At 70.4% G+C, this 24,277-nt stretch carries 20 protein-coding genes and 2 pseudogenes; 12 read left to right on the top strand and 10 right to left on the bottom strand.

Annotation, left to right across the window (positions count from 1 at the left end):
• Positions 1-336 precede the first annotated feature (336 nt).
• Positions 337-1,824, bottom strand: coding sequence for a ricin-type beta-trefoil lectin domain protein (locus tag NOD94_RS01560; RefSeq protein ID WP_281203826.1), 1,488 nt, complete (start codon positions 1,822-1,824; stop codon positions 337-339).
• A 1,025-nt stretch (positions 1,825-2,849) separates the two neighbouring features.
• On the opposite strand from NOD94_RS01560, the gene NOD94_RS01565 reads away from it, so the two are divergent.
• Positions 2,850-3,683: a peptidoglycan-binding domain-containing protein gene (locus tag NOD94_RS01565; RefSeq protein WP_281203827.1), complete on the top strand. Its 834-nt coding sequence runs from the start codon at positions 2,850-2,852 to the stop codon at positions 3,681-3,683.
• 45 nt (positions 3,684-3,728) lie between these two features.
• Here the strand turns inward: NOD94_RS01565 and dgoD are convergent, their stop codons facing one another.
• Genes dgoD through NOD94_RS01590 form a run of 5 tightly spaced genes read right to left on the bottom strand, consistent with a single transcriptional unit; the run spans position 3,729 to position 8,211 of the window.
• Complete coding sequence (gene dgoD / locus NOD94_RS01570; protein WP_281203828.1) at positions 3,729-4,874, bottom strand: galactonate dehydratase; 1,146 nt, start codon at positions 4,872-4,874, stop codon at positions 3,729-3,731.
• Positions 4,871-5,623, bottom strand: coding sequence for an SDR family NAD(P)-dependent oxidoreductase (locus NOD94_RS01575; protein ID WP_281203829.1), 753 nt, complete (start codon positions 5,621-5,623; stop codon positions 4,871-4,873). The genes dgoD and NOD94_RS01575 overlap by 4 nt, the downstream gene beginning before the upstream one ends.
• Positions 5,624-5,681: 58 nt before the next feature.
• A complete protein-coding gene (locus NOD94_RS01580; RefSeq protein ID WP_281203830.1) occupies positions 5,682-6,623 on the bottom strand; it encodes a sugar kinase in 942 nt (313 codons plus the stop codon).
• Positions 6,620-7,252 carry a bifunctional 4-hydroxy-2-oxoglutarate aldolase/2-dehydro-3-deoxy-phosphogluconate aldolase gene (locus NOD94_RS01585; protein WP_281203831.1) on the bottom strand — a complete coding sequence of 211 codons (633 nt, stop codon included), beginning with the start codon at positions 7,250-7,252 and terminating at the stop codon, positions 6,620-6,622. Before NOD94_RS01585 ends, NOD94_RS01580 begins: the two co-directional genes overlap by 4 nt.
• Positions 7,249-8,211, bottom strand: a complete 963-nt coding sequence (locus tag NOD94_RS01590) for an SMP-30/gluconolactonase/LRE family protein (RefSeq protein WP_281203832.1) — start codon at positions 8,209-8,211, stop codon at positions 7,249-7,251. Before NOD94_RS01590 ends, NOD94_RS01585 begins: the two co-directional genes overlap by 4 nt.
• Positions 8,212-8,345: 134 nt before the next feature.
• On the opposite strand from NOD94_RS01590, the gene NOD94_RS01595 reads away from it, so the two are divergent.
• On the top strand, positions 8,346-9,596 hold the full coding sequence (locus NOD94_RS01595) for an ROK family transcriptional regulator (RefSeq protein ID WP_281203833.1): 1,251 nt from the start codon (positions 8,346-8,348) through the stop codon (positions 9,594-9,596).
• 22 nt (positions 9,597-9,618) lie between these two features.
• On the opposite strand, the gene NOD94_RS01600 is transcribed toward NOD94_RS01595, so the two are convergent.
• The gene (locus NOD94_RS01600; RefSeq protein WP_281203834.1) at positions 9,619-10,602 is read right to left on the bottom strand and encodes a LacI family DNA-binding transcriptional regulator; all 984 of its coding nucleotides are present in this window, start codon (positions 10,600-10,602) and stop codon (positions 9,619-9,621) included.
• Between the two features lie 383 nt (positions 10,603-10,985).
• On the opposite strand from NOD94_RS01600, the gene NOD94_RS01605 reads away from it, so the two are divergent.
• The 7 genes and pseudogenes from NOD94_RS01605 to NOD94_RS01635 all read left to right on the top strand — a co-directional run bounded on the left by NOD94_RS01605 (position 10,986) and on the right by NOD94_RS01635 (position 19,426).
• A complete protein-coding gene (locus NOD94_RS01605; RefSeq protein WP_281203835.1) occupies positions 10,986-12,965 on the top strand; it encodes a glycoside hydrolase in 1,980 nt (659 codons plus the stop codon).
• A gap of 201 nt (positions 12,966-13,166) precedes the next feature.
• Positions 13,167-14,183 carry a DUF4073 domain-containing protein gene (locus NOD94_RS01610; protein ID WP_281203836.1) on the top strand — a complete coding sequence of 339 codons (1,017 nt, stop codon included), beginning with the start codon at positions 13,167-13,169 and terminating at the stop codon, positions 14,181-14,183.
• A 504-nt stretch (positions 14,184-14,687) separates the two neighbouring features.
• Positions 14,688-15,977, top strand: a pseudogene (locus NOD94_RS01615) (RICIN domain-containing protein); the annotation flags it as partial.
• 60 nt (positions 15,978-16,037) lie between these two features.
• Positions 16,038-16,484, top strand: a pseudogene (locus NOD94_RS01620) (beta-xylosidase); the annotation flags it as partial.
• Between the two features lie 64 nt (positions 16,485-16,548).
• Positions 16,549-17,502 carry an LPXTG cell wall anchor domain-containing protein gene (locus NOD94_RS01625; RefSeq protein WP_281203837.1) on the top strand — a complete coding sequence of 318 codons (954 nt, stop codon included), beginning with the start codon at positions 16,549-16,551 and terminating at the stop codon, positions 17,500-17,502.
• A gap of 275 nt (positions 17,503-17,777) precedes the next feature.
• Positions 17,778-18,569, top strand: coding sequence for a calcium-binding protein (locus NOD94_RS01630; protein WP_281203838.1), 792 nt, complete (start codon positions 17,778-17,780; stop codon positions 18,567-18,569).
• Positions 18,570-18,637: 68 nt separating this feature from the next.
• Positions 18,638-19,426, top strand: coding sequence for a calcium-binding protein (locus tag NOD94_RS01635; RefSeq protein ID WP_281203839.1), 789 nt, complete (start codon positions 18,638-18,640; stop codon positions 19,424-19,426).
• Here the strand turns inward: NOD94_RS01635 and NOD94_RS01640 are convergent.
• The 3 genes from NOD94_RS01640 to NOD94_RS01650 all read right to left on the bottom strand — a co-directional run bounded on the left by NOD94_RS01640 (position 19,413) and on the right by NOD94_RS01650 (position 21,361).
• Complete coding sequence (locus NOD94_RS01640; protein ID WP_281203840.1) at positions 19,413-19,856, bottom strand: ATP-binding protein; 444 nt, start codon at positions 19,854-19,856, stop codon at positions 19,413-19,415. The two genes, NOD94_RS01635 and NOD94_RS01640, sit on opposite strands and share 14 nt — an antisense overlap.
• Positions 19,857-20,105: 249 nt before the next feature.
• Complete coding sequence (locus tag NOD94_RS01645) at positions 20,106-20,435, bottom strand: putative quinol monooxygenase (protein WP_281203841.1); 330 nt, start codon at positions 20,433-20,435, stop codon at positions 20,106-20,108.
• Between the two features lie 50 nt (positions 20,436-20,485).
• Complete coding sequence (locus tag NOD94_RS01650; RefSeq protein ID WP_281203842.1) at positions 20,486-21,361, bottom strand: zinc-binding dehydrogenase; 876 nt, start codon at positions 21,359-21,361, stop codon at positions 20,486-20,488.
• A 528-nt stretch (positions 21,362-21,889) separates the two neighbouring features.
• Between NOD94_RS01650 and NOD94_RS01655 the strand changes: the two genes are divergently transcribed.
• From NOD94_RS01655 to NOD94_RS01665, 3 genes are all read left to right on the top strand, one after another.
• On the top strand, positions 21,890-22,099 hold the full coding sequence (locus NOD94_RS01655) for a hypothetical protein (RefSeq protein ID WP_281203843.1): 210 nt from the start codon (positions 21,890-21,892) through the stop codon (positions 22,097-22,099).
• On the top strand, positions 22,030-22,305 hold the full coding sequence (locus NOD94_RS01660) for a helix-turn-helix domain-containing protein (RefSeq protein ID WP_281203844.1): 276 nt from the start codon (positions 22,030-22,032) through the stop codon (positions 22,303-22,305). The genes NOD94_RS01655 and NOD94_RS01660 overlap by 70 nt, the downstream gene beginning before the upstream one ends.
• 262 nt (positions 22,306-22,567) lie before the next feature.
• Positions 22,568-24,145 carry a S8 family peptidase gene (locus NOD94_RS01665; protein ID WP_281203860.1) on the top strand — a complete coding sequence of 526 codons (1,578 nt, stop codon included), beginning with the start codon at positions 22,568-22,570 and terminating at the stop codon, positions 24,143-24,145.
• Positions 24,146-24,277: the final 132 nt, after the last annotated feature.

Below are 24,277 nucleotides of genomic sequence, written 5' to 3' on the forward strand. Positions count from 1 at the left end.
CTCGGAGGAGGGGGTGTCCGGCCTCGGCCGGTGAGCCCCCTGGCGGACGAACCCTCTGCGGGTGAATCCGCCGCAGTCAGTCGTTTTCAAACTTGATGCAACAGAGAAAAGCGCCGTTTCCGCCATAAGTCAACAGTGTGAACCGAGGGTTTCGGATTGATGCACCGCTGTGACCTCCAGGGTCGGCCTGGATGGACGGGGTCCACCTCCCATTGACTGCCTGGGTAAAGCCGTCGAAGGGCAGGGTGGAGGGTTTACCTCATGGCGCCGCCGCAGGTGTGGACCTGGCAGGGGAACCTGTTTGATTTCTGTGGGAACATGGATGAATCTGTTTGGCTATCGAGTCGAAGGGGCTTGCGCAGTGGGCTCGTTCCAGTGCTGCTCCGCCGCCGGCCCGGTGCGACCGAAGGCGACGGGCGCTCCGGGCTCGCCGTTCGCGGACGTCACCGCGTAGCCCGGTGCGATCCGAGGCTTGATGCGTCCTGCCGCATCGATGGAGAACACCAGGTTGTTCCCCTCCGCCCGGCCGAATGCCGAGCACGACCAGATGCCCACGCCGTCCCCAGCGGAACCGCGGGCGTCCAGGCAGTAGCTCGGGTTGGCGGCATTGCGCAGGAGTCCCCTCTCGTCCAGACGCCACTGCTGGACCGGTGCTCCGGCACTGCAACGTGCGGTGATCACGTCGACGCCATTGGCGAAGGTGCCCCCGCGGACATCCAGACACAGACCCGTTGCGGAATTGACGGCCGGGCCGAACGACGAGGCCCTGAAAGGTTGAACGGGATCGGCCGTCGCGCTCTCCGTGGCGAGGGTGGGGCTGGGCGTGGGCCTGTCACTGGGCGACGGGCCCGTCGTGGACGGCGACATGCTGGGGGAGGGAGCACGTGAGGCGGGTGCGGAGGGCCGCGATCTGCTCACCGACGGGGCAGGCGTGCCGCCGGCGCCCGCACTGACGCCGGCTCGCGGTGGCTGCTCCTTGGCCACAGCGGGCGGTTCGGGCCCCCAGGCCGCGGGGACGCCGGCGGCGAGCGCCGTCGTCGTGATCAGGACCGCCGCCGCACCGAGTGAAATGCGCCCGGCGGGCCACCGTTTGAAGGCGGACGGTTTCCGGTTGTGCGAGGTCGGTTGCGGCACGCCTCCGGCCGCAGTCGTGACCGGGAGGGACAGCGTGTTCTCGGTGTCCGGGGGCGAGTCCGTGCGGCTTGCCGCGGAGAGGTGGAGCGGGCCGGCAGGACCCAGCAGGGAGCTTGCCAGCAAGGGACCAGGGGCGTCGCAGAGGGCGACCAGGCCGCGCAGAGCCGCCGCGCACCCTGGGCATCCGTCGACATGGCGCGCCAGGTCGGGGTTCTCCCGCACGTCCGCGCGCCCCGCGGCGGCATCCAGCATGCGTGCGAACGCGGGACAGTGCGGAGCGTGCCGAGCCTGCAGGTGAACACGCAGGAAGGCGTCCCGGCACGCGGCCAACGCCCGGCGAGCGAGGTCCGGTATGGCGTCGGGCCGGTCACCGGTGATCGTCGCGACGTGCTCGTCCGGCTCCTGTTCGACGATGGAGTGCCACAGGACGGCCTGCGTGCGCGGCGCCAGGGTTATGAAGCCCTCGCGGACGAACGACCGGAGACCCGGAGCCGGCGGGACATGGGCGGGATCGGTCGAGGCCCCCGGCGTGACATCGGCCGGAGGCCCGGCCTGTTCGTCCGGTCCCGCCCCGCCGGGAGGGCGCGGGGTGGGAGACGTGGTCCCGGACACCAGCGCCAGCAATGACAGTCGAGGAGGCTGGTGCGGGGCGTCGGTCGTTTCGGCCAGCATGTCGAGGAACTGGTCCATCGCGCGGTCCGCGGCCCGTTGGGCGGACATCGGATCGCTGCCCGCCGCCGCCGTTCGGGCGAAGGCGGAGACCCTCGGGCCATGACGCCGGCGCAGCTCGGTCGCGGCCGACGGGGCGGCCGAGTCCGCGGTGCGGATGACGTCACACAGTTGCTGGTCGGTCAATCGACCAACGGAAGGATGATTCGTCGACACGTGGGACATCCTGGGTGGGAGGGAAAGTCGCCCTATTGTTCAGGACACGACGTGCCTATCGATAGCTCTTTCCGGCGAGAAATCGAGAAAAATGTCCTCGGAAAGAGTGGATGAGTTTTTCTGGGCAGGGTGGTTCTCCGGAGTTCCTTGTAGGCGGCGAACTCCGGTCTCAATTTCAACCGCCCCTGGACAGGTGGCGGGCGCGGTTGTCGACAGGGGCGACCTCGAATTCACGCGCGCCCACGCCGGAACGGGGCAACATTGATCGCACCGGCCGGCGCGTTGCGATGTGACCCCTTGCAGCGAACAGAATCGGACATACGCGCAAGGAAGTCAACGTCGAGATCTTGCTCCATCGACGGCGGTGCCCGGCTTTATCATCAGGCTGACAAGGGACAGGTCGGTCCGCCCTATTGACGGAAGTTCGAACAGTTCAAAGCGCAGGTGCTACGCGTCTGCACTGCGCCGATCGGCCGGATCCCCTTCTCCGGGCCACTTCCGGAAGGCAGCTCCAGGAGGTGAACTTCGCCTGCACCCCGGTCGCGTGTAGTCGATCGTTATCAACTGGGCCCCGACCGGGCTGGATTCAGAAGCTCTGCACACAGTAGATTCTCCGTTCATTCCCTCCTTCACGCACGGTCGTCCCGAGGTCGGCGATGATCAGGTCACCCTTGACGTACGGGCCCGACAATTCAAGACGCGTACGACGTAGCGCGCCGAGGGGCCATTCTGCATTTCCCGGAACAGCCGACTGGAGTTTGGTGAGCACCCCCTTCTGCCCCCGATGCGGTGACCCCTTGCGCTGTGCCTGTGGCATCGAGCACCACGACGTGAGCGCGGGGTGGCCCGCTGCCCCGGCGCGGTTCGACCGCGACTGGGTCAGGCCGTACATCGCCCCGCACGAACCCGCGCCGGGGGACGCGGCGAGCACCATGAACACCGCCACGGTGTGGGTCACGGCGCAGGTCGCGTACGAGAGCGGCCCGCCGCCCGGCGGGGACGCCTTCGGACAGCCCGTTGTCATGAGCAGTTCGGCGGGCCACCGGGCGCGCCGACCCGCGAAGCAGCGTCGACCGCTGCGCGTCACCGCGGCCCTCGCCACCCTGATCGGCTCCGCGGCCATCGCGGGGGCGTATGCCTTCGCCCGAAGCCAGGACACCGGGGAGGCGACGGCGCACGCCCCCGCGAGCCGGCTCGACGTACTCGATGTGGAGGAGGAGCCAAGCACGCCACCCGAGGCGTCCGGGCCCCCCGGTCCGCTCCCGGACCTTCCCCGGGGCACACCGCCGGTAACCGGGAACAGTCCGGTGCGTACACCGTCTTCGGCGGTCCCGTCCGTGCCCACCACGGGCACACCCACCGCCATGAACGAAGAGCCGGCTGCCGGACAACAGTCCGGCGGTCCGAGCACCGTCCCTCCCGCGTCGCCGACGGCGCCCGCCGAGCAGCCGACACTGCGCCGGCACGACACGGGTCCCCAAGTCGTCGATCTGCAGCGGCGCCTCGCGCAGCTGGGTTTGTGGACCCTGCCCCAGCGAGGCCGCTACGACCGGCACCTCGACGACGCGGTTCGGGGCTTCCAGGCGAAGTACGGCGTCCGCGGCGACCCGCCGGGGGTCTACGGCCCGGCCACTCGAAGGCAGCTGGAGTCCTTGGCCTCCTGACGCTCGGCCGACTGCTGGGTCCGGACCGCGCGGGGACTCAACGCCTCACCATTCGGCGAGGGAGCCGTCGGCCCGCCGCCAGATCGGGTTGCGCCAGCGATGGCCGGTCTCGGCGGCGCGTTCGACGGCCTTCTCGTCGACATCGATACCCAGGCCGGGTGCGGTGAGCAGGCCGACGTGGCCGTCCTCATAGCGGAAGACCGACCGGTCGGTGAGGTAGTCCAACAGGTCCGACCCGGCGTTGTAGTGGATGCCGAGGCTCTGCTCCTGGATCAACAGGTTGGGTGTGGCGAAGCCGACCTGCAGGCAGGCGGCCAGCGCGATCGGGCCGAGCGGACAGTGCGGCGCCAGGGAGACGTCGTGGGCCTCCGCCATCGCCGCGATGCGCCGCACCTCCGAGATCCCACCGGCGTGCGAGAGGTCGGGCTGGGCCACGGCGATCCCCTGCTGGAGCACCGGCTTGAAGTCCCACCGGGAATACAGTCGTTCGCCGGTGGCGATGGGGATGCTGGTGGACCGCACGACCTCGCCGATGTGGGCGCTCATCTCGGGAACCACCGGCTCCTCGACGAAGAACGGCAGATACGGCTCCAGCAAGGGAAGCACCCGCCGTGCCATGGGGAGGGTGAGCCGGCCGTGGAAGTCCACGGCGATGTCGAAGCCGTCGCCGACCTCCGAGCGGACGCTCTCCACCCGTTCGACGATGTCCCGGACGGCCTGCGGCGTGTCGATCAGTTCCAGCTGGGGCGAGGCGTTCATCTTGATGGCCGTGAAGCCCTCGGCCTTGCGGGCGGCGGCCTGCTCCGCGACGTCGGTCGGTCGGTCCCCGCCGATCCAGCTGTACACCCGTGCCCGGTCGCGGACGTTGCCACCGAGCAGTTGCCACACCGGCACGCCCAGCGCCTTGCCCGCGATGTCCCACAGCGCCTGGTCGATGCCCGCGACCGCGCTGGACAGCACGGGGCCGCCGCGGTAGAAGCCGCCTTTCGTGAGGACCTGCCAGTGGTCCTCGATGCGCATCGGGTCCTGGCCCACGAGATAGTCGGAGAGTTCCTCGATGGCGGCCGCGACCGTGTGCGCCCGGCCCTCGACGACCGGTTCGCCCCAGCCGGTGATGCCCTCGTCGGTGTCCACGCGCAGGAAGCACCAGCGGGGGGCGACGAGGTAGGTCCTCAGAGAGGTGATCTTCACTTGGACTCCTTCTTCACGGTCCAGCCGCCGTCCACGGTCAGGTTCGTGCCGGTGATGTACGAGGCGTCGTCGGACGCGAGGAAGGCGACGGCGGCCGCCACTTCCTCGGGGAGGCCGAGCCGCCCGAGGGCGGTGGCACGGGCGGAGAGCAGACGGCCCTCCTCGTCCACGTCCTGCCAGTTCTCCGTGAGGATGGGGCCGGGCAGTACGGAGTTGAACCGCACCTCCGGTCCGTACTCGACCGCGAGTTGGCGGACGAGCGCGCACATGCCCCCCTTCGCTGCCGCGTAGGCCGGATAGCCCGGCAGACCGCACAGCGCGTGCACGCTGGACGTGGCCACGAAGGAGCCGCGGGCGGCGCGCAGGTCGTCGAGGAAGGTCCGTACGGCCAGGTAGGGCGCCTTGAGGTTGACGGCCATGTCACGGTCCCAGTCGCCGGCGGACAGTTCGTGGGCGGGCGCGGGCGTGTGGGTGAAGGCGTTGCTGTGCACGACGGCCACCGGGCCGAACATCGTGTGCGTGCGGCCCTTCAGGCTGCGCCAGTCCTGTTCGGAGGAGACGTCGCACGGCACGAACTCCGCGCGGCCCCCGTCGTCGCGGATCTTCCGCGCGAGTGCGGTGCCCGCCGCCTCGTCGATATCGGCGAGGACGACGGCGGCCCCTTCGGCGGCCAGACGTACGGCGCTGGCTGCGCCGATGCCGGACGAGGCGCCGGTGACGACAGCGGTTCGCCCTGTGAATCGGTTCATGGCTGGTCTTTCGTGGGTGGAGTGGGGGAGTGGGCTGGGGGTGACCGGGACTCTCACGTCAGCGAGTGACGTCCGCACCGTGGAGCAGGTCCAGTTCTGCACGCCGGGGCAGGCCCTCCCAGTCGCCGGCCGCGGCCACCGCGAAGGCGCCGCACGTCGCGGCGAGCAGGAGCCGGCCCGGGAGGTCGGTGCCGTCGAGGAGTCCGGCGAGGTATCCGGCGACGAAGGCGTCACCCGCGCCGATCGGATCCACCAGGGTGACCGGCAGGATGTCCTGGACGGCCTCGCCGCCGCGCGTGACCGCAAGGGCCCCTCGGGCGCCGAGTTTCACGACCGCTTCGCGCGGGCCGAGGTCGAGTAGGGTGCGCCCCATGTCGGCGGATTCGGCCTCGGGAACGACCAGCGAGGCCTCGTCGGGACCGGCGAAGACGATGTCCGCGCGGCTGACGAGGTGGGTCAGTTCGGCGGTGGCCTCCTCCCGGGTCCACAGCCGGGCCCGGTAGTTGAGGTCCAGGCTGACCGTGACGCCGGCGGCGCGGGCGAGCTCGACGGCCCGCCGTACGGCGGCCCGCGGCCCGTCGCCGAGAGCGGGGGTGATGCCGGTGACGTGCAGGATCCGGGCCTGGGCGATGAGTTCGGGGTCGATGTCCTCGGGGTCCAGGCGGGCGCCCGCGAGTCCGCGCCGGTAGTAGGTGACACGGGTGTGGTCGGGTGTGCGGCGCTCGCGCAGCATGAGCCCGGTCGGCGCGGCCTCGTCGACGCGTGCGCGAGTGACGTCGACGGCCTCACCGCGCAGTCCGGCGAGGATCATCGTGCCTGCGCTGTCGGCCCCGACCCGCCCGGTCCAGGACGCGGCGTGGCCGAGACGGCTGACGCCGATGGCGACCGTGGCCTCGGCCCCCGCGAACCCCAGGCGGAGCGAAGTGCCGGAGGCGAGCGGGCCGGGCCGGTCGGCCGCCAGGACAGCCATGGCTTCGCCGAGGGTGACGAGCGCGGTCATGAGCGGATGCCGTCCAGCAGTGTGGCGGCGCGTTCTCGCAGCGCCTCCAGGTCACCGCCCTCGCAGGCGTCTCCGATCAGCGGGCTGCCCATGCCCAGGGCGCGCGCACCCGCTGCGAGATAGGCGGGGGCCTGGTCGAGCTCGATGCCACCCGTGGGAACGAGCGGGACGTGCGGCAGGGGTGCCCGAACGGCCCGCAGGTACTCCGGGCCGCCGACCGAGGCGGGAAAGAGCTTGACCATCGTGGCGCCCTCTCGCCAGGCCGCCACGATCTCGCTCGGCGTCAGGGCGCCGGGGAGCACCGGAACTCCGAGACGGCGGGCCTCTCGAATGACGTCCAGGCAGGCGGCCGGCGTGATGAGGTAGGTGGCGCCGGCTTCCACGGCGCGCATCGCGTCGGACGGGGTCATGACGGTGCCCGCGCCGAGGGCGATGGCGGCCGGCTTGGACTCGGCGTACTCACGCAGCGCGTGCAGGACTCCCGGGGTGGTGAGCGTGAACTCCATGGCCCGGATACCCGCTTCGTGGAGGGCGTCGGCGGTGGCGGCGAAGTGGCGGGGAGATCGGGAACGCAGGATCGCTATCACGGGGGCGACGGCGAGCGCGGGGACCAGGGGGTTGGGGGTCATGCGGAACCTCGGGGGTCGTTTGAGGTGGTGGATGAGCCGGGGGATTGCGTCGGATCGTCGGCGAAGGGCGGGACCGGCAGGCCGGTGGCACCGGGCCGGCAGATGAAGATCCGGCCGGCGTGCGGCTCCGCCGCGAGCTGTTCGGCCGTCAGCCCGTCGGCCGCGGTGGTGATCATCAGGAGATCCAGATCCGGGCCGGCGAAGGCGCAGCTGGAGACCTGTGAGGCGGGAACCGTCACCACGGCGTGGAGTGCGCCGTCGGAGGTGTAGGCCCTGACCTGCCCGGCTCCCCACACCGCCACCCAGACCCGGCCCTCGGTGTCGACCGACAGGCCGTCCGGCAGGCCGGCGGGGCCGATGTCGGCGAAGGGGCGGCGGGCCGAGAGGGCACCGGTGGCGGGGTCGTGGTCGAAGACGTCGACGCGGCGCGTAGGGCTGTCCGCGTAGTACAGCAGCCGGCCGTCGGGGCTCCAGCCGAGGCCGTTGGAGATGGTGACCGGGCTCAGCAGGGACGTCACGGTGCCGTCGGGGTCGAGGCGGTAGAGGGTGCCCGCGCCCCGGGTCGCGTCGTGGGCCATGGTGCCGGCCAGCAGTCGGCCGGCGGGGTCGCACTTGGCGTCGTTGAACCGTCGCGGCGTGCCGTCGTCGGGGATGACGGGGGCGGCGAACGGAGTGACCACACCGGCGTCGTCCACCCGGAGGAAGGACGTCCCGGCGGCCGCCAGGAACCCGCCGGACGCGCACGGCGCGACCGCCCCGACGGTCCGGTCGAGGCTGAGGGTCGTCCCGGGGCCGAGATCCGGCAGACCGCTGTCGTCGTCACGGTCCACCAGACGAGCCCGGTGGACGAGGCCCGCCGTGATGTCCACCCACAGCAAGTCACCGTGTCCGGCATGCCAGACAGGGCCCTCGGTCAGGCGTCCCGGCAAGGGCGCGCACGGCAGTGCCGTCAAGTGCATGGTGTCGCTCCTCTCTGATGCGACGAAACTCTAAGAGTTCTTCTAACCCATGTAAATACTCATCGTCCAACGCATGGAATAAGCTCGACCTCCAGTACGACAACGGCCGCTGCCCACACGGAAGGACGCAGCCCATGGCGAAACGCACCGCCCAGGACATCCGCCGCCGCAATCGGTTCGACGCGCTGCGGTGCGTCTTCGCCGCCCCCGGCCCGGTGAGCCGGCAGGAGATCGCCGCGGCGACCGGCCTGTCCTTCGCGACCGTGGCCAACCTCGTCGCCGAGCTGCTGGAGGCGGGAGTCCTCCGCGAGGCCGGCCACGAGGACTCCAAGGGCGGGCGCCCGCGGGCCCGCCTCGCGGTCAACGCGGAGCGCGGTGCGCTGGTCGGGATCGACGTGGCGGAGACATCCGTCCAGGTCGAGCTGTTCGACCTGGCGCTGACGGTGCTGCGCAGCGTGCGGCTGCCGCTGCCGCAGACCGACGTTCGTCCGGACGACGTGGTCGACGCGATCGTGACGGGGGTCGAAGGCCTCTCGGACGCCACGGGCGCGGCTCCGCGCATCCTCGGTGCGGGCGTCAGCGTCCCCGGCCTGGTGGAGCGCGAGGGCGGCGTGTCCGTCTTCTCGCCCTATTGGTCCTGGCGCGACGTACCGCTGCGCTCCCTGCTCGCCGAGCGCCTCCCGATGCCCCTGTACCTGGACAACCCGCTCAAGGCCGGCACCGTCGCAGAGATGTGGTTCGGCGCCGGACGCGAGGTCGACGACCTCGTCGTCCTGACCCTCCGGGCAGGCGTCGGCGCGGGCATCGCCGTTGACGGAGCGCTCTACCGGGGTGCCACCAACAGCGCCGGGGAGTGGGGTCACACGTGCCTGGTCCGCGGCGGCCGGGAGTGCAGGTGCGGCAGGCAGGGCTGCGTCGAGGCCTACGTCAGCACCCGCGGCATCGCCCGCACAGTAAGGGAGCTGGACGCGGAAAGCCCCCTGCTGGACGCCGACGAGGACACCGTCACCACCAATGTCGCCCGCGCCGCGGCGGAGGGCGACGCCGTGGCCACCGAAGCCGTGGCGCGGACCGCCCGCTACCTGGGGGAGGCCGCGGCCGATCTCCTCAACCTGTTCAATCCGCAGGCCCTGGTGCTGGGCGGCTGGGTGGCGGACCGGCTCGGCGAGCCGCTGCTGCGGCAGACCCGCGACGTCATCGCGGCGCACGCGCTACCGGCGACGCTCCAGGCGCTCACGTTCCAGTTGAGCACCGTGCCGGACAACCCGGTGAGCCTCGGAGCCGCCACCTTCGCCCTGGAGGGCTTCCTGGACGACCGCGAGACCTTCGGAACCGTGGCGGCGGGACGCCGTGCCGCCAGGGAGGCGAAAGCCCGCACGTCCTGAGGGCGGCCCGGCACCCGGCCGCTCAGCCGGCCGGCGCCGCCGTGCTCTCGCGCACCACCAGGACGGGCGCCACCGAAGCCTGGCGCGGGCCGCCCGTCCCGCCGTCGATCTGCTCCAGGAGCAGGGTGACGCAGTGGCGGCCCACGGCGTCGAAGTCCTGCCGGACGGTGGTGAGGGGGGCGGGGAAGAACGCGGCCTCGGGAACGTCGTCGAAGCCGGTCACGCTCACGTCCTGGGGCACGCGCCGGCCCGCCTCCTGCAGCGCGCGCATGACGCCGAGGGCCATCTGGTCGTTGGCGGCGAAGATCGCGGTCACCTCAGGGCGGGCGGCCAGCTCACGTCCGGCGCGGTACCCCGATGCCGCCGACCAGTCACCGTAGACGAGCGGAGGTACGACCGTGCCCGCGTCCTTGAGCGAGCGGTGCCACGCCTCGGCCCGGCGGCGCGCCGCGTACGAGTCGCGGGGCCCCGCGACGTGCCAGACCGTTCGGTGGCCGAGGCCCAGCAGGTGCGCCACCACGCTACGGGTGCCCTCGGCCTGGTCGATGTCGACGTTGGCGTAGCGGTGGCCGGTGTCCCCGTCGGCGAAGACCACGGGGACGGCGGACGGCAGTCGGAGTTCGGGGGTGTCCAGGATCTGCGACTCGATGAGGATGATGCCGTCCACCGACTGGACCATCAGCTGCTGGAACGCCTGGCGCACGGCCGCTTCGGTCTGTGCCCGGGCCCCCATGAAGTTCACGAACAGGTCGGCTTCGCGGGCGGCGTCGGAGATGGCGGCGAAGGTCCTGGCGTTGCCGTAGGCGCTGATGTCGAAACTGATGACGCCCAGCGTGCCGAAGCGCCCGGTGACCAGCGCTCGGGCGGCCGTGTTGGGCCGGTACCCGAGCATCTTCATCGCGGCCAGCACCCGCTCGCGCGTGGACGCGTCGACGTTCTCCCGGTTGTTGGCCACGCGCGAGACCGTCTGCGATGAGACTCCCGCCATGGCGGCGACGTCGGCCATGGAGGGCGACTGGCGCAGCGGACGGGACCTCGGTGTTCTTGCTCCGACCTCGCGCGGCATGTGAACCGGACCTCCGAACCCCTGCCCCAGGCCGACTGCGTGGGCGCATTCCTTACGGATGGTAGCGCTGCGCGCCGAGGGGGGTGCGTTCCGTGCTACTCGCCGGTTCTCTTGACACGCCTGGCCACCGCTTCGACACTCTCCCCCACCGCACGATGTTCACGTAAACATCACACCAGGGTGGGCGGGGACCCGCGTTGGGCCGCTCCGACGCGGCGCACTCCTCAGGTTCCTTCACTTCCCCTGAACCCGTACCGGCTCACGACAGGAGATCAGCCGTGCACGTCTTCAGAAGAACGCCCCCGGACACCACCCGTCGCCACATGCGCAGGCAAACCATCCTCACCACCTCGCTCGCGGCCGTCGTCGCACTCCTCGTGGGGGGCGCGGCGTTACCTCCGGCCGCAGCTGCCGCCGTGCAGCCGGCACCGGTCCCTGTCCGCCTCGATCCCGGGTACCAGCAGGCCCCGTTCGAGGGGTGGGGCACCGCACTCGCATGGTTCGCCAACGTCACGGGCGGCTGGCCCGACGCCCAGCGCAACCGGCTCGCCGACGCCCTCTACGGCGCCGAAGGGCTCGGCCTCACCATCGCCCGCTACAACATCGGCGGTGGCGACAGCCCGGAGACCGCGCCCTACATGCGCGCCGGGGCTGCCGTACCCGGTCACTGGAGCCGGTCCGGCACCCAGCTGCCCGATGCCTGGGACCCGGACAACCCCGGTCACTGGGACCCGTACGCCGACGGCAACCAGCGTTGGTGGCTCAGGGCGGCCAAAGCCCGGGGCGCCGACACCTTCGAGGCGTTCTCGAACTCACCGCCGTACTTCATGACCAACAGCGGGCGTGTGAGCGGGGCGGTGAACCCCATGGACGACAACCTGCGTTCCGATCAGTACGAGCGCTTCGCCGCCTACCTCGCCGGGTCTCTGCAGCGAGTGCAGAACAGCACGGGCCTCACCTTCGCCTCCGTGTCGCCCGTCAACGAACCGGGCACCGCCTACTGGCGCGCGGGCGGACGCCAGGAAGGCTCGCACTGGGCCCCCGAGTCCCAGGCCCGCATGATCGGGGCACTGCGCGCCGAGCTCGACCGCAGTGGGATGCGAACACGGATCGCGGCGATGGACGAGACGGACCCGGACATGTTCCGTGCCAATTGGGACGGTTACGGCAACACCGTCCGCTCCTCCATCGGACGGCTCAACACCCACACCTACGGGACGGGCGGACGCAGCGGGGCACGGGACATCGCCAAGGGCGCGCACACGCCTCTGTGGATGTCGGAGGTGGACCTCGGTGGCACCGTCCCGCAGAGCTTTACCCACATGAGTCCGGCCCTCGACCTCGCGGAGCGCATCACCGACGACCTCACGCAGCTCGAACCCCGGGCATGGGTGCTGTGGCAGGCCGTCGAGGACTACGAGAACATGACCCCGGCCCACGAGGACTCCAACTGGGGTTTGATTCAAACCGACTTCACCCCGGCCGACGCGTCGAAGGAGCCATTGCGCAAGAACAAGAAGTACTGGGCGATGGCTCAGTACAGCCGATTCATCAGGCCCGGCTCCCGCGTCATCGGCACGGACGACGACCACACTCTGGCTGCCATGCGCCCCGGCGGGCAGGGTGCGGTCGTGGTGCACACCAACCCCACGGGCTCGGCCCGTACGATCGAGCTGGATCTCACCGGCTTCCGGGAGGTCTCCTCCGCGCCGGTCCAGCGCTACACCACGGACGCGACCCGCGACGTTCACCGGGAATCCGACGTCCCCATCAGCGGCAAGCGCCTCACCGTGACCCTCGCCGCCCATTCGGTCACGACCCTTGTCGTACCGGGCGCGTCCGGGGTCGACCCCGAGAAGGCGGCCCCCGCGGCCGGTTCCGTGCTTCTGGTCAACGACCACAGCGGGCTCGCCCTCACCGCCGCCGCGGCCGGAGCCGACAGCGCACTCGTCCAGCGTCCCCCGAGCCGGCTCGACACCACACAGCAGTGGACCCTCATGAGGTCGTTGCCCGGTGACTGGAGCAGCACGGCCTCGTACCGCCTGACGAACGCGGGCAGCGGCCAAGCCCTCGCTGTCGTGGGCGGCGAACTCACCCTCCTTCCACCGGGCCCGTCCGAGCAGCAGCAGTGGATGCTGTCCACCTCCGGCAACGGACACCACACCGTGATCAACAGCGCGACCGGCACCCTCCTCGACGTCACCGGCGCCTCCACCGCCGTAGACGCTCCGGTCGGCATCTACCGACCCAATACGGGGCGCAACCAATCCTGGACCTTCCGCGCGGACCCGGTGGCCGGGTAGTAGCAACGACGGATTCGGCCGCGTTGCCGGAGGCGAACCCCGCGGTCCGCCTCCGGGCGCGCCGGGCGCGCCGTGACGGTGTCGGGGGAGGTGTTGCCCGGCATTCACGCGCCGGCCGCATTGGTTGCGTAAACATACGGGGTCTCGTCCACGGGGCCGGCCCGCGTGCGCGCCCCACATCAGCGTAAGGACCACACATTCATGAAACGCAGGTCTCTGATCACCTCGGCGGCGGGCGCAATCACCCTTGGCGCCACGACCTCGACGCCGGCCGGGGCGCAGCCGCTCGGCCACCCTCCTACCACGCCGCTGAGCACGTTCAACGTCATCAGCGACATTCAGGGGGACCTGGGTGACTTGACCGTCGCCCTGAGGGACATCGCGGCCACCGCCCCGAACGGTGCGGGAATCGCCGTGGCGGGCGACATCACGCCGCGCGGTTACGACTTCGAATACGCGGCGGTGCGGCAGGTACTGGAGCGAGGTCCCCGCCCGCGCGAGATCGCCTGGGCCATCGGCAACCACGAGTTCTACGTCCCCAAGTACGCCGATCCGCAGACGCTCGCCCTGGCCACTTGGCCCAACGGCGCCACCGAGGACTCCCTGTTCCGAAGCTTCTACCGGTTCGCCGGGCGCAGCGCCGTGTACGCGGAGACGACGTTCGGCGGCATACCCGTCCTGACCATCGGAACCGAGCGCTACATGCACTACCAGGACCCCAAACTTTGGGACGAAGTGTGGCTGAGCGAGGCGCAGTTGTCGTGGCTTGACGAGCGACTACGGTACTGGGCAGGACGTCGCAAACCGGTGATGGTGGTCGCCCACCACCCTCTGCCGGACACGGTGTCGGGGACACGCAACAAGCTCTACATGAGCGATTACCTCCAGGCCGACGCACTGCTCGACCTGCTGGGTCGCCACCGGGACGTGTTCCTCTTCAGCGGGCACACGCACTGGAACCTGGCCCTGTCCGACTGGTACGTGCGCCGGGTCGTGCCCGGCACTGCCAACCTGGACGGGTTCTCGGTGGTCAACACCGGCGCCGTACAGACCGGCTTCACCGATAACGGACAGGGCGGCGAGAACACGGTCCCCGGAGTCTTCAACCAGGGCCTCCAAGTCGAGGTGCACCGGGACCGCGTCGTCGTCAAGGCGCGCGACTTCGCGGCAGGGCGCTGGCTCAAGCAGGTCTCCGTCCCCCTGGCCACCAGGATCTGACGAGCCGCGGCGTCCGGGCAACCTTCGCACGCGTTCGCCCCTCTCACCCTCCGACCCCTGTCCATGCGGCCGCCGGCATCGCGAAAGTGCCGAACCTCCATACGGATAGGTGGACTTGGGCGGCGAGTGCGCCCGGACGGCGGAGTGCCCAGGGCGGGTGACTCTCAGCTCGAAGGTCCTGCACAAGCTGTCATATTTCTTCACAAGCTGTTGACATTCGCGCAATGGGCGGGCCACTCTCTGGGCACAAATGTTGGTTCACGCGCAAATATGTTGCTTCCTGTGCGGGTGGGGGTGGGACCCTTCACTCGCACAGGCGCTGCGGACGCGCGGTGACATCGAGGATCTGCATTGAGAAGAGTGAGATCCGCACTCGTAGGCCTGAGCCTGCTCCTCCCCGTCCTGGGCGGGGCGCCTGCGGCGCTCGCCGCACCCGTCACTACCGAGTCCGGCACGCAGTTCCCGGACACGGCGGGGCAAGGAGTGCAGGCGCACGGCGGTGGAGTGCTCAAAGTCGGCGACCACTACTACTGGTTCGGCGAGGACCGGGGCGAGGACAACAAGTTCCGCTACGTCTCGGCCTACCGTTCCAAGGACCTGAAGAACTGGGAACCTCGCGGGCACGCCCTGACCCAGGAGGCCGACCCGGAGATCCGTTCCGCGGTGATCGAGCGGCCGAAGGTCCTCTACAACGAGAAGACCAAGCAGTTCGTGATGTGGATGCACAAGGAGGCGGACGACTCCTACGCCGAGGCGCGGGCCGCGGTGGCGGTCTCCTCGACGGTGGACGGTCCGTACGAATGGAAGGGCTCCTTCCGTCCGAAGGACGCCTCGGGCGCCGAGCACATGTCCCGAGACATCACGGTGTACGAGGACAAGGCTGCCGGCAAGGCCTACATGATCTCCGCCGCCAACCACAACGCCGATCTGCACATCTATGAGCTCACCGACGACTACACGCAGGTGAAGGCTCTGGTGGCGAACCCGTGGCCCGGTCAGCACCGTGAGTCGCCGGCGGTGTTCAAGCGCGGAGACGTGTACTTCATGCTCACCTCCGGGACGAGCTACTGGGACCCGAACCAGCAGAAGTACGCCACGGCCACCAGCCTCGCCGGACCGTGGTCGCCGATGAAGGACGTCGGGAACCGCGACGGCCACCACTCGCAAACGACGTTCGTCCTGCCGGTGGAAGGTACCGAAACCACATCCTTCCTCTACATGGGGGACCGTTGGGCGGGAGTGTGGTCCAACCCGAACCGCGTCAACGACTCGAAGTACGTATGGCTCCCACTGGAGTTCCCAACGGCCACGACCATGACTCTTCCGTGGTACCCCCAGGTCGCGATCGACACGCAGACGGGCCGCATATCCGGCACCGGCGGCGACCCCCTCCGCACGATGACCGGCAAGCAGAGCGGCGCCTGTGCGACCGTGACGGACAGCCTCTCCGACAACCAGGTGCCGGTGACCCAGGAGAAGTGCACCGGCGGACTGAACAGCCAATGGCGGTTCACCGACAACAGCAACGGGTACGTCCGCATCCTTGCCCAGCACAGCGGCAAGTGCCTCGACGTCGCCGACAGGTCGATGGCCGACGGGGCCGAGGTCAAGCAATACGACTGCGGCTGGGGAGACAACCAGCGCTGGCGCTTCGAGACCGTCTCCGACGGCTACGTCCGGATCGTCGCCCAGCACAGCAGCAAGTGCCTCGCCGCCCAGGGCGGATCCACCGCGGCCGGGGCCAGGATCGTCCAGTCGGAGTGCGACGGGTCGGCCGGCCAGGCGTGGAGGGTAGCCGCCGCGGCGGATCCGGCCGACCCCACCGATCCCACCGACCCGCCCGCCCCCGGAACGGCGGACCAGCAGCTCACCACCTCGGTCAGCGCGGGTGTGCTCACCATGTCCACCACGGCGGACCCCGTCCGACTGCCGCCGGTCGACTTCGGAGCCGGGGGCACCTCGGCAGGCCGCCTCAACACGGCGGCCGTCAAGGACTTCCGCGGCGGGACGGCAGGCTGGTCACTGACGGGCAAGGTCACAGACTTCACCGGATCGCGCGGAAAGATCGATGGGGGCCGGCTCTCCTGGACGCCCACGTGCACCACCAAGCCCGACAGCCCCAGCTCCTGCACGGCGGGAAGCCCGGGAACCGTCGGAAAGGGCGGCGCGACCCTGGCCCAGGCCCCCGCCGGTGACTTGACCGGCGGAGAGTTCACCGCCGACGCCGCCGTCTCCCTGAACATCCCGAAGTACACGCCCGTCGGCGACTACGTCGGAACGCTCACCCTTACCCTCCTCTGACCGCGCGCGTGTGCCGGACGCCGCCATGCGTCCGGCACACGGCGCCCCAGAAAGCTGAAGAGCCATGCGTACAGCCTCCGTCGCCTTCCTTGTCCTTGTCCTGGCGGCCCTCTGCCCCGCACCGGCCGCAGCGGCGGACAACGGTGAATGGTCGGTCAGGCCCGCGGACTCCGCGATCACGCCGCGGGCGGCGTTCCAGTTCCCCGCCACCCCCGGCACGACACTCTCCGACCGCGCGGTTGTCACCAACACCACGGACGGCGCCCTGACCTTCCGCCTCTACGTCGCCGATGCCCACAACACGGAGCGCGACGGCGGACTCGCCGTGCGCGGGATCGAGGAGACCCAACGGGACGTGGGCGCCTGGGGAAAGCCCGAGCGGGATGTCATCACCGTCCCGGCCCGTTCTGCGCTGACGGTCGGCATCACCCTTCGCATCCCCTCCGACGCCTCGCCGGGTGATCACGTCGGGGCCCTCGTCGCTGTCGACGAGCGCGTGCGCCCGGGGGCGGGCTCCCACGTGGGCGTCCAGCGCGGAGTCGGAGCAAGGATCTACCTGCGCATCGACGGGCAGCGCCAACCCGGCGTCGCCGTCGAGGACGTCCGGTTCACGGCACAGAACCCCTGGATGCCGTGGACGGGCGGCAGCAAGTCGACCGTCGTGTACACCCTTCACAACACGGGCAACGAGACCCTCGCTCCCGTCGTGTCCGTTCGCGTGGGCGGGGTGTACGTGGGAGGGCCCGCCGAACGGCAGTTGACGGGAGTGCCGTCGGAACTGCTTCCGGGCCGGAAAGTGCGGCTCTCCGCATCGTGGTCCGGCGCACCCTTCGCCGGCCGGGGCGACGTCACCGTCACGGCGACGGCGGACAGCCTGAGCGGTTCTGCGTCCGACCGCTTTCTGGAGGTGCCGTGGCTTCTCGTAGGAGGTCTGGCACTCGTGTCCGCATCCGGGCTGCTGATGCTTCGGCGCAGGCGCAAGGCGGTCCTGACGGCGCGGTCCGCCGACCGCGAGTGACCCCGACCCCGACGTCGGGCCCCTGAGATCGAGCCGTTGTGTGGCCGAAGGTGCTCCTGTAGGAGTTCCGAAAGGGCCAGGTCCGCGCACGCCGCAACGCACGGGCAGGCCGGACGGGCGCAACGGGGCCGCTTGACACCGGACAGCGGCGCCATCAACCTACCGAGGTGAGCGATTATGTGGATATGCGTTTGATTCTGATTGAATCTCTGCGTCTTCGCGCCTCGCCGCCCGTTTGGTCCTGACGTCCTCGATCGATCTTCAGGAGACAGACCATGAGCAAGGTTTCACCACCTCAACGCCGCGCCCTTGCAGTCGTGACGGCGCTGCTCGGCATCACGCTGGGCCTGACAGGCCCGGCGGGTGCGACCACCACCGGCCGCGCGGCCGGCAGTTCAGCAGCCGACACGCTGGTGAGCAGGGCCGGTACCACCGTCACCGTCACCGCCGCCGTTGGCCTCGGCAACACCATCTCGGTGTGGCGGGACGGGGACACGATCCGGGTCAGGGACACCGGCGACACGGTGACCGCCTTCGGCGGGTGCACCACGGTCGGCGCCTACGAAGCCGTCTGCCGGGACGCCGGCGACCTCACCGAGCTAGTCGTCAACGCGGGTGACCAGGCCGACGAGGTTACGTCCTTCCTGGCGAGTCCGGGAGTGACCCTCATCGGTGGGGCCGGCGACGACCGCCTCTACGGCGGCAGCGCCAACGACACGCTGGAGGGCAACGAAGGCTCCGACTTCCTCGCCGGGGGAGACGGCAACGACACCCTCATCGGCGCAAGTGGCCCGGACCGGCTCTTCGGCGGCCCGGGCAACGACTCGATCGAGGGCCGGAGCGGCGCCGACCTCGTCAACGCCGGGGCAGGAAACGACGTGGTGAGCGGCGGCAACGGCAACGACCACGTGATCGCCGGCAGCGGCAACGATTACGTGGAGGGCGGCGCGGGCCAGGACAGCCTCGACGCCGTCGACGGAGTCGGCGGCAACGACCACGTACTGGGGGGCGCGCAGAGCGACACCTGCCGGGCCGACCTGGGCGACAGCGTCACCGACTGCCCGTGACCGGCCTCCGGGAGCGGCGCGAAGACCTGCCCGCGCCGGCCGTGCCCATGACGAAGGAGACATACACCATGACCATGCGCCCCCTCCACGCACTGCTCGCGACGGCAGCCCTCGTCTGCGCCGCGAGCGGTGTCACGTCCGCCTCGGCGGCGGCGGCGCCGCTCGCGGCCGGGTCCCGGCATCTCGTGGGCGCCACGGTGGTCGAGATGTCCAGAGGAACACTGCTGGTCACGGCCGGCCAGGGCGTCGCCAACGAGATCACCGTCCGCCGTGAGGGCAGTGTCGTCATCGTGTCGGACACGGCGGCCGAGGTACGAGCCGGAACTGCCTGTGAGTCGCGCTCACCGGGAAGCGCGGCGTGCCCGCTCCCCACGGTCGTGCAGGCGCACGGCCAGGACGGTGACGACTCCATCACGGTCTCCCCGAACCTCGACGCTCCCGCCACCCTCTACGGGGGCAGCGGCAAGGACACGCTGAGCGGCGGCCCGCACGCCGATCGGCTGGTCGGAGACGAACCGCCCGGGTTCCTCGGCTCCGCGGCGGCCACTCCGGGCAACGACACCATCAACGGAGGACCGGGCAACGACACCATCTTCGGGCTGGGGGGCAACGACACGATCAGCGGTGGGCCGGGGAACGACACCCTCAACGGGAACGAGGGCAATGACACCCTCAACGGGAACACCGGTAACGACTCCCTGACCGGAGAGGCCGGCAACGACACCCTGAACGGTGACGAGGGCATCGATACCCTCGTCACCACCGACGGCATCAACGGCAACGACAGCCTCGACGGGGGCATCGGATTCGACACCTGCACCCGCGACCCCGGCGACCCGATGGTCAACTGCCCCTGACCTGCTGTGCATCGGCCGTCACTGCGAATCCTTCGGGTGTGAGGGCCGAAGCGGCCCTCACATCGGCCGGGACATCCCGGCCGGTGCGGCCGACAACTCCGCACAGACCCGGTGGCCGGTGGCCGTCGGTCCGGCGCCCCAGGCGCTGCTCAGTACGTCCACCAGCAACAGTCCGCGGCCCGTGCAGTTCTCGACGTTGAGTGGATGGGTGCGGGAGCGGGGGGGCGAAGCCCGGGCCGGAGTCCTCGACTTCCAGCCGCACCACCCGTGCGCCGGTGCCGAGATCCCGCAGGGCCAGGGTGATCCGGGCAGCGGTTCCGCCGTGGCGCACGGCATTGGTGGCCAGTTCGGTCGCGATCAGGATCAGGTCGTCGGTAAGGCTGTGCAGGTGCCATCCGGCGAGCCTTGCCACGATCCAGGTACGCAGCATGCGGGGCCCTGATGTCGGCGGCGAGTTCGTAGTGGCGGGCGCACGCCGCGAGACCGCGGGATCGGCGGGCGGCCGGAGTGACGGGGACGATGCGAGGCATGAGGACTCCTCGGCTCGCGGGGGTTGGGGGGATCGGCAGGCAGCGTTCAGTGATTCCGTGGGCTGGTTCCGGCGACGGCCTGTGACGGCCACCTGCGTCCGGCCCGGCCCGGCACGGACCCGCCGGGCCGGGCCGGACACAGGTGGCCGTCAGGCCGGACCGGTCGGTGCGGTGACCGTTACCTCGCGCAGCGGGATCAGCCTGATCGGTTCCGCCAGGAGGTCTGCGAACCGGGCCGAGAAGGCCAGGAAGTGGGGCGTGGCCATGTGGAGGTCGAGTGCTTCCTGGTCGGCCCAGGTCTCGCGTACGTAGAAGGTGCCGGGATCCTCCAGTAGTTCGAACAGCGTGTAGTCGAAGCAGCCCGGCTCGGCACGGGACGGTTCGACCAGTGCGGACAGGGCTTCCTGCAGTGCCTCGCGTCGCGTCGGCTTCGCCCGAACACGAGCGAGGGCGACAAGCGGGTGGGGCTGGGGGGACATGGCCTCTCCTGGGGTCGGGCGGTGCGGTGTGTGGGGTCCGATGGGTCGGCTCAGAAGCCGGTGAGGGTGATCTTGCCGATGGCGCTGCCGGATTCCAGGATCCGGTGGGTCTCCCGCAGGTGGGCCGCGTTGACCCTGCCGAGGTCCGTGGTGGCGGTTGTCACGAGGGCACCGCGGTCCACGGGCCCGGCGACGCGGGTGAGGATGTGGAGCTGCCGTGCCCGGCCCGGGGTCCGGTACAGCGACCGGGTGAACTCAACGGGTCCGAAGTCGTCGATGGCCACGATCCCGCCGAAGGGCTGGAGCATGTCCGCGTGGGCGGCGAGGTTGCGGTCCGTGCCGACCGTGCTGAAGACGTGGTCCAGGCCGCCGGGTGCCACCTCGGCCACCTGCTGCGGCAGCGGACGGTGGTGGTCGACGGTGTGCGCCACACCCATCCGGCGTGCGAACTCGACGCTCTCCGGTCGCGAGGCGGTGCCGATCACCGTCAGGTCGGTGAGCGCGCCTGCCATCTGCGCCACCATGACGCCGACGCCGACGCCGACGCCGACGCCGACGCCGACGCCGACGCCGACGCCGACGCCGACGCCGACGCCGACGCCGACGCCGACGCCGACGCCGACGCCGACGGCGGCCGCGGTCACCAGCAACGTGCCGGTCTCCCGCCGGACTTCTTGCTCGCTCAGGCCGAGCCGTTCGAACAGGCCCTCCCAGGCTGTGAGGGAAGTCAGCGGCAGGGCCGCGGCGTTCGTGAAGGAAGGGGTGGCCGGCTTGGGCCCGACGACGCTCTCGTCGACGACGTGGTACTGGGCGTTGCCGCCGGGGCGGTCGATGGCGCCGGCGTAGTAGACCTCGAAGCCGACACCGAACCGCTCGACCCGGTCGCCGACCCCGATGACGGTCCTGGCCGCGTCCCAGCCCAGCACCCTGAGCCGGCCGCCCGGGCGTCGTCGCGGCGCACCTTGTAGTCGACCGGGTTGACCGCTACGGCCTCCACCCGGATGAGCAGGTCGTGCGGGCGCGGCCTCGGCACGGGCAGCTCGACGTCCACCAAGCTCTCTTCGTCCTCCACCGGCAGGCTCGTGCGGTGGGCGACCGCCCGCATCGTCTCGTTCGGCAACTCGTTGATCTCGCTTCCTCTCACGGTGGTCTCCTTCTCCGGCCGCCCGCCCGGTGCCGAGTCAGTGCCGGCGACGGCGACGGCCGGGGGTGTCCGGTGGTCGGCGGCGACAACCTCGGCCCCACGTGTCGTCGGTGGCGCGCCCGAATCACCCAGGCGCGCCTGGTTCGTAGTCATCGGCAGAGCCCGATGGTGGAGGTCGCTCATCGTGCCCCTATTGCAATGCTCCCGGCTCCTGCCCGGGACCCGGTAGGAGTGCCAACCGGGGATCCGGCGGCCCGTTCCGGACGGTACCCCTGGGGGTGCAGTAACCTGCAAGGGAGGCTACTTCCCAATGGAAAGTGCCCAGGTGGAAGCCGTTGAGGAGAGAGGGAGGGCCATGGCCAGGGGCTGCACGTCGGAGCGGCACGACCAGCACGACGTCTACGCGGCGCAGTGCCCGTGCCGCGAGGTGCTCGACCTGCTGGCCAACAAGTGGTCCGCGCTGGCCATCGGAGCCATGGGGACGGACCGCAGCGCTTCGGTGCTCTGCTGCGCCGTCTAGAGGGCGTCAGCCCGAAGGTCCTGACGAACACGCTGCGCCGCCTGGAGGAGAAGGGGTTCGTCGACCGGACCGTGTACCCGGCGGTGCCGCTGCATGTCGAGTACGCACTCACGGCGCTCGGCCATAGCGTGGCGGAGCCCTTGACGCAGTTGCGGGACTGGGTTGAGAACCACCTCGACGAGATCCAGGGTCTCCATGCGTCCTGAGCGTCGCTGGGCGTGCCCGCTCCAGCCGGCTCCGCCGGGACGGACTCTCGTCGCTGCGCCGTGAGGCGTCGGTGAGACTGTTTTTACGCGCGCGACACACTATGTTCGCGTAAACATGGGACGCTTTTCCCGGCGCCCTCCTGGTAGCGGCTCATGAACGTCCCGACATGTCCGTTGCGGACACCTCGTGGCGGCCACCCCCCGGAGTGATGTGCCAAACCCCTGTCGTGCACCACTTACGAGGAGGACCCTCGTGTTCGTGATGCGTCATATCCGTCCGCACTTAGCCGGCATCGCCGCGACCGCAGCTCTGTCCGTCGCGCTCGGCACCGCCTTCGCGCTTCCCGCGTCGGCGGCGGGAAGCGTCGCAGTGGCTCAAGGCGTCATCGAGAACGCCGGAGCCGCCGGGACCGTTCCCGGCAGCTACATCATCACCTTGAAGGACTCCGTCGCCCGCTCCGCGACCCCCGGTGGCAAGGCCGTGGCCGAGCGGTACGGCGCGAGGATCGATCGAACCTACTCCGCCGCCCTCAACGGCTACTCCGCCGAGCTCTCCGAGGCCCAGGCCAGGAAACTCGCGGCCGACCCGGCGGTGAAGTCCGTGGTGCAGAACAGCGTCGTCGCCATCGACGGTCGAGCCACCCAGCCGGACCCTCCGTCCTGGGGCCTGGACCGCATCGACCAGCGGACGCTGCCTCTCAATCAGAGCTACAGTCACCCGGATCAGGCCGGTGAGGGTGTGACCGCCTACATCATCGACACCGGCGTACGGATCAGTCACAGCGACTTCGGTGGTCGCGCCTCGGACGGCTTCGACGCCATCGACAAGGACAACACGGCCCAGGACGGAAACGGCCACGGTACTCACGTCGCCGGCACCGTCGCGGGCTCCCTGTACGGCGTGGCCAAGAAGGCCGGGATCGTCGGCGTTCGGGTCCTCGACGACTCCGGATCCGGTACCGTCGCGCAGGTCGTCGCGGGCATCGACTGGGTGACGCAGAACGCTGTCAAGCCGGCCGTGGCCAATATGTCGCTCGGCGGCCGCGCCAACTCCGCACTCGATACCGCGGTGCGCAATTCCATCGCATCCGGAATCACATACGCGGTCGCGGCGGGTAACGAGTACACGGACGCGAGCACCAGGTCCCCGGCGCGCGTCGCCGAAGCTCTCACCGTCGGAGCCACCAACAGCAGCGACGGCAAGGCCTCCTACTCCAACTACGGCAGCATCCTGGATGTGTTCGCGCCGGGCTCCTCCATCGTCTCGGCGTGGAACTCCGACGACCACGCCTCGGAAGAGATCTCGGGAACGTCGATGGCGGCCCCTCACGTCACGGGCGCCGCGGCGCTCCACCTATCGCAGCACCCACGAAGCTCCCCGGCGGAGGTTGCCGAGGGCCTCGTCGCCGCTGCCACCCCCGACGTCGTGGCCGGCCCCGGATCCGGCTCCCCGAACCTGCTCCTGTACGCGGGTGACGGCACCACCCCGCCGAACCCGGGCAACCGCTTCGAGAACTCGCACGACTACCCGATCGTCGACAACTCCACCGTCGAGTCGCCGATCACAGTCTCCGGCATCACCGGCAACGCTCCGACCGCGCTGCGCGTGCCCGTCGAGATCAGGCACACCTGGGTCGGTGACCTGCGGGTCGACCTCGTAGCCCCGGACGGCACCGTCTACAACCTGCGCAACCACACCGGGGGCAGCGATGACGACATCGTCCGGACCTACCAGGTGGACGCCTCGGCCGTAGTGGCGGAGGGGGTGTGGAAGCTCAGGGTCACGGACCTCGGCACCGGAGACACGGGGAGGATCGACTCCTGGGCTCTCCTGTTCTAAGGGACGGGGAGGGGGCTGGAGCTGACGGCATCCGCTGACCAGCAGTGAACAGAGCAGGGGGGGGGGGGGGGGGGGGGGGGGGGGGGGGGGGGGGGGGGGGGGGGGGGGGGGGGGGGGGGGGGGGGGGGGGGG

The organism is Streptomyces sp. Isolate_45 (assembly GCF_024721315.2).
Taxonomy (GTDB): domain Bacteria; phylum Actinomycetota; class Actinomycetes; order Streptomycetales; family Streptomycetaceae; genus Streptomyces.

What these genes read in the sequence shown, in the direction of transcription:
- NOD94_RS01560 (WP_281203826.1), bottom strand. Translation starts at nt 1,824, where the DNA reads ATGGACCAGTTCCTCGACATGCTGGCCGAAACGACCGACGCCCCGCAC.
- NOD94_RS01575 (WP_281203829.1), bottom strand. Translation starts at nt 5,623, where the DNA reads ATGAACCGATTCACAGGGCGAACCGCTGTCGTCACCGGCGCCTCGTCC.
- NOD94_RS01580 (WP_281203830.1), bottom strand. Translation starts at nt 6,623, where the DNA reads ATGACCGCGCTCGTCACCCTCGGCGAAGCCATGGCTGTCCTGGCGGCC.
- NOD94_RS01585 (WP_281203831.1), bottom strand. Translation starts at nt 7,252, where the DNA reads ATGACCCCCAACCCCCTGGTCCCCGCGCTCGCCGTCGCCCCCGTGATA.
- NOD94_RS01590 (WP_281203832.1), bottom strand. Translation starts at nt 8,211, where the DNA reads ATGCACTTGACGGCACTGCCGTGCGCGCCCTTGCCGGGACGCCTGACC.
- NOD94_RS01595 (WP_281203833.1), top strand. Translation starts at nt 8,346, where the DNA reads ATGGCGAAACGCACCGCCCAGGACATCCGCCGCCGCAATCGGTTCGAC.
- NOD94_RS01600 (WP_281203834.1), bottom strand. Translation starts at nt 10,602, where the DNA reads ATGGCCGACGTCGCCGCCATGGCGGGAGTCTCATCGCAGACGGTCTCG.
- NOD94_RS01605 (WP_281203835.1), top strand. Translation starts at nt 10,986, where the DNA reads ATGCGCAGGCAAACCATCCTCACCACCTCGCTCGCGGCCGTCGTCGCA.
- NOD94_RS01610 (WP_281203836.1), top strand. Translation starts at nt 13,167, where the DNA reads ATGAAACGCAGGTCTCTGATCACCTCGGCGGCGGGCGCAATCACCCTT.
- NOD94_RS01625 (WP_281203837.1), top strand. Translation starts at nt 16,549, where the DNA reads ATGCGTACAGCCTCCGTCGCCTTCCTTGTCCTTGTCCTGGCGGCCCTC.
- NOD94_RS01630 (WP_281203838.1), top strand. Translation starts at nt 17,778, where the DNA reads ATGAGCAAGGTTTCACCACCTCAACGCCGCGCCCTTGCAGTCGTGACG.
- NOD94_RS01635 (WP_281203839.1), top strand. Translation starts at nt 18,638, where the DNA reads ATGACCATGCGCCCCCTCCACGCACTGCTCGCGACGGCAGCCCTCGTC.
- NOD94_RS01640 (WP_281203840.1), bottom strand. Translation starts at nt 19,856, where the DNA reads ATGCTGCGTACCTGGATCGTGGCAAGGCTCGCCGGATGGCACCTGCAC.
- NOD94_RS01645 (WP_281203841.1), bottom strand. Translation starts at nt 20,435, where the DNA reads ATGTCCCCCCAGCCCCACCCGCTTGTCGCCCTCGCTCGTGTTCGGGCG.
- NOD94_RS01655 (WP_281203843.1), top strand. Translation starts at nt 21,890, where the DNA reads ATGGAAAGTGCCCAGGTGGAAGCCGTTGAGGAGAGAGGGAGGGCCATG.
- NOD94_RS01665 (WP_281203860.1), top strand. Translation starts at nt 22,568, where the DNA reads ATGCGTCATATCCGTCCGCACTTAGCCGGCATCGCCGCGACCGCAGCT.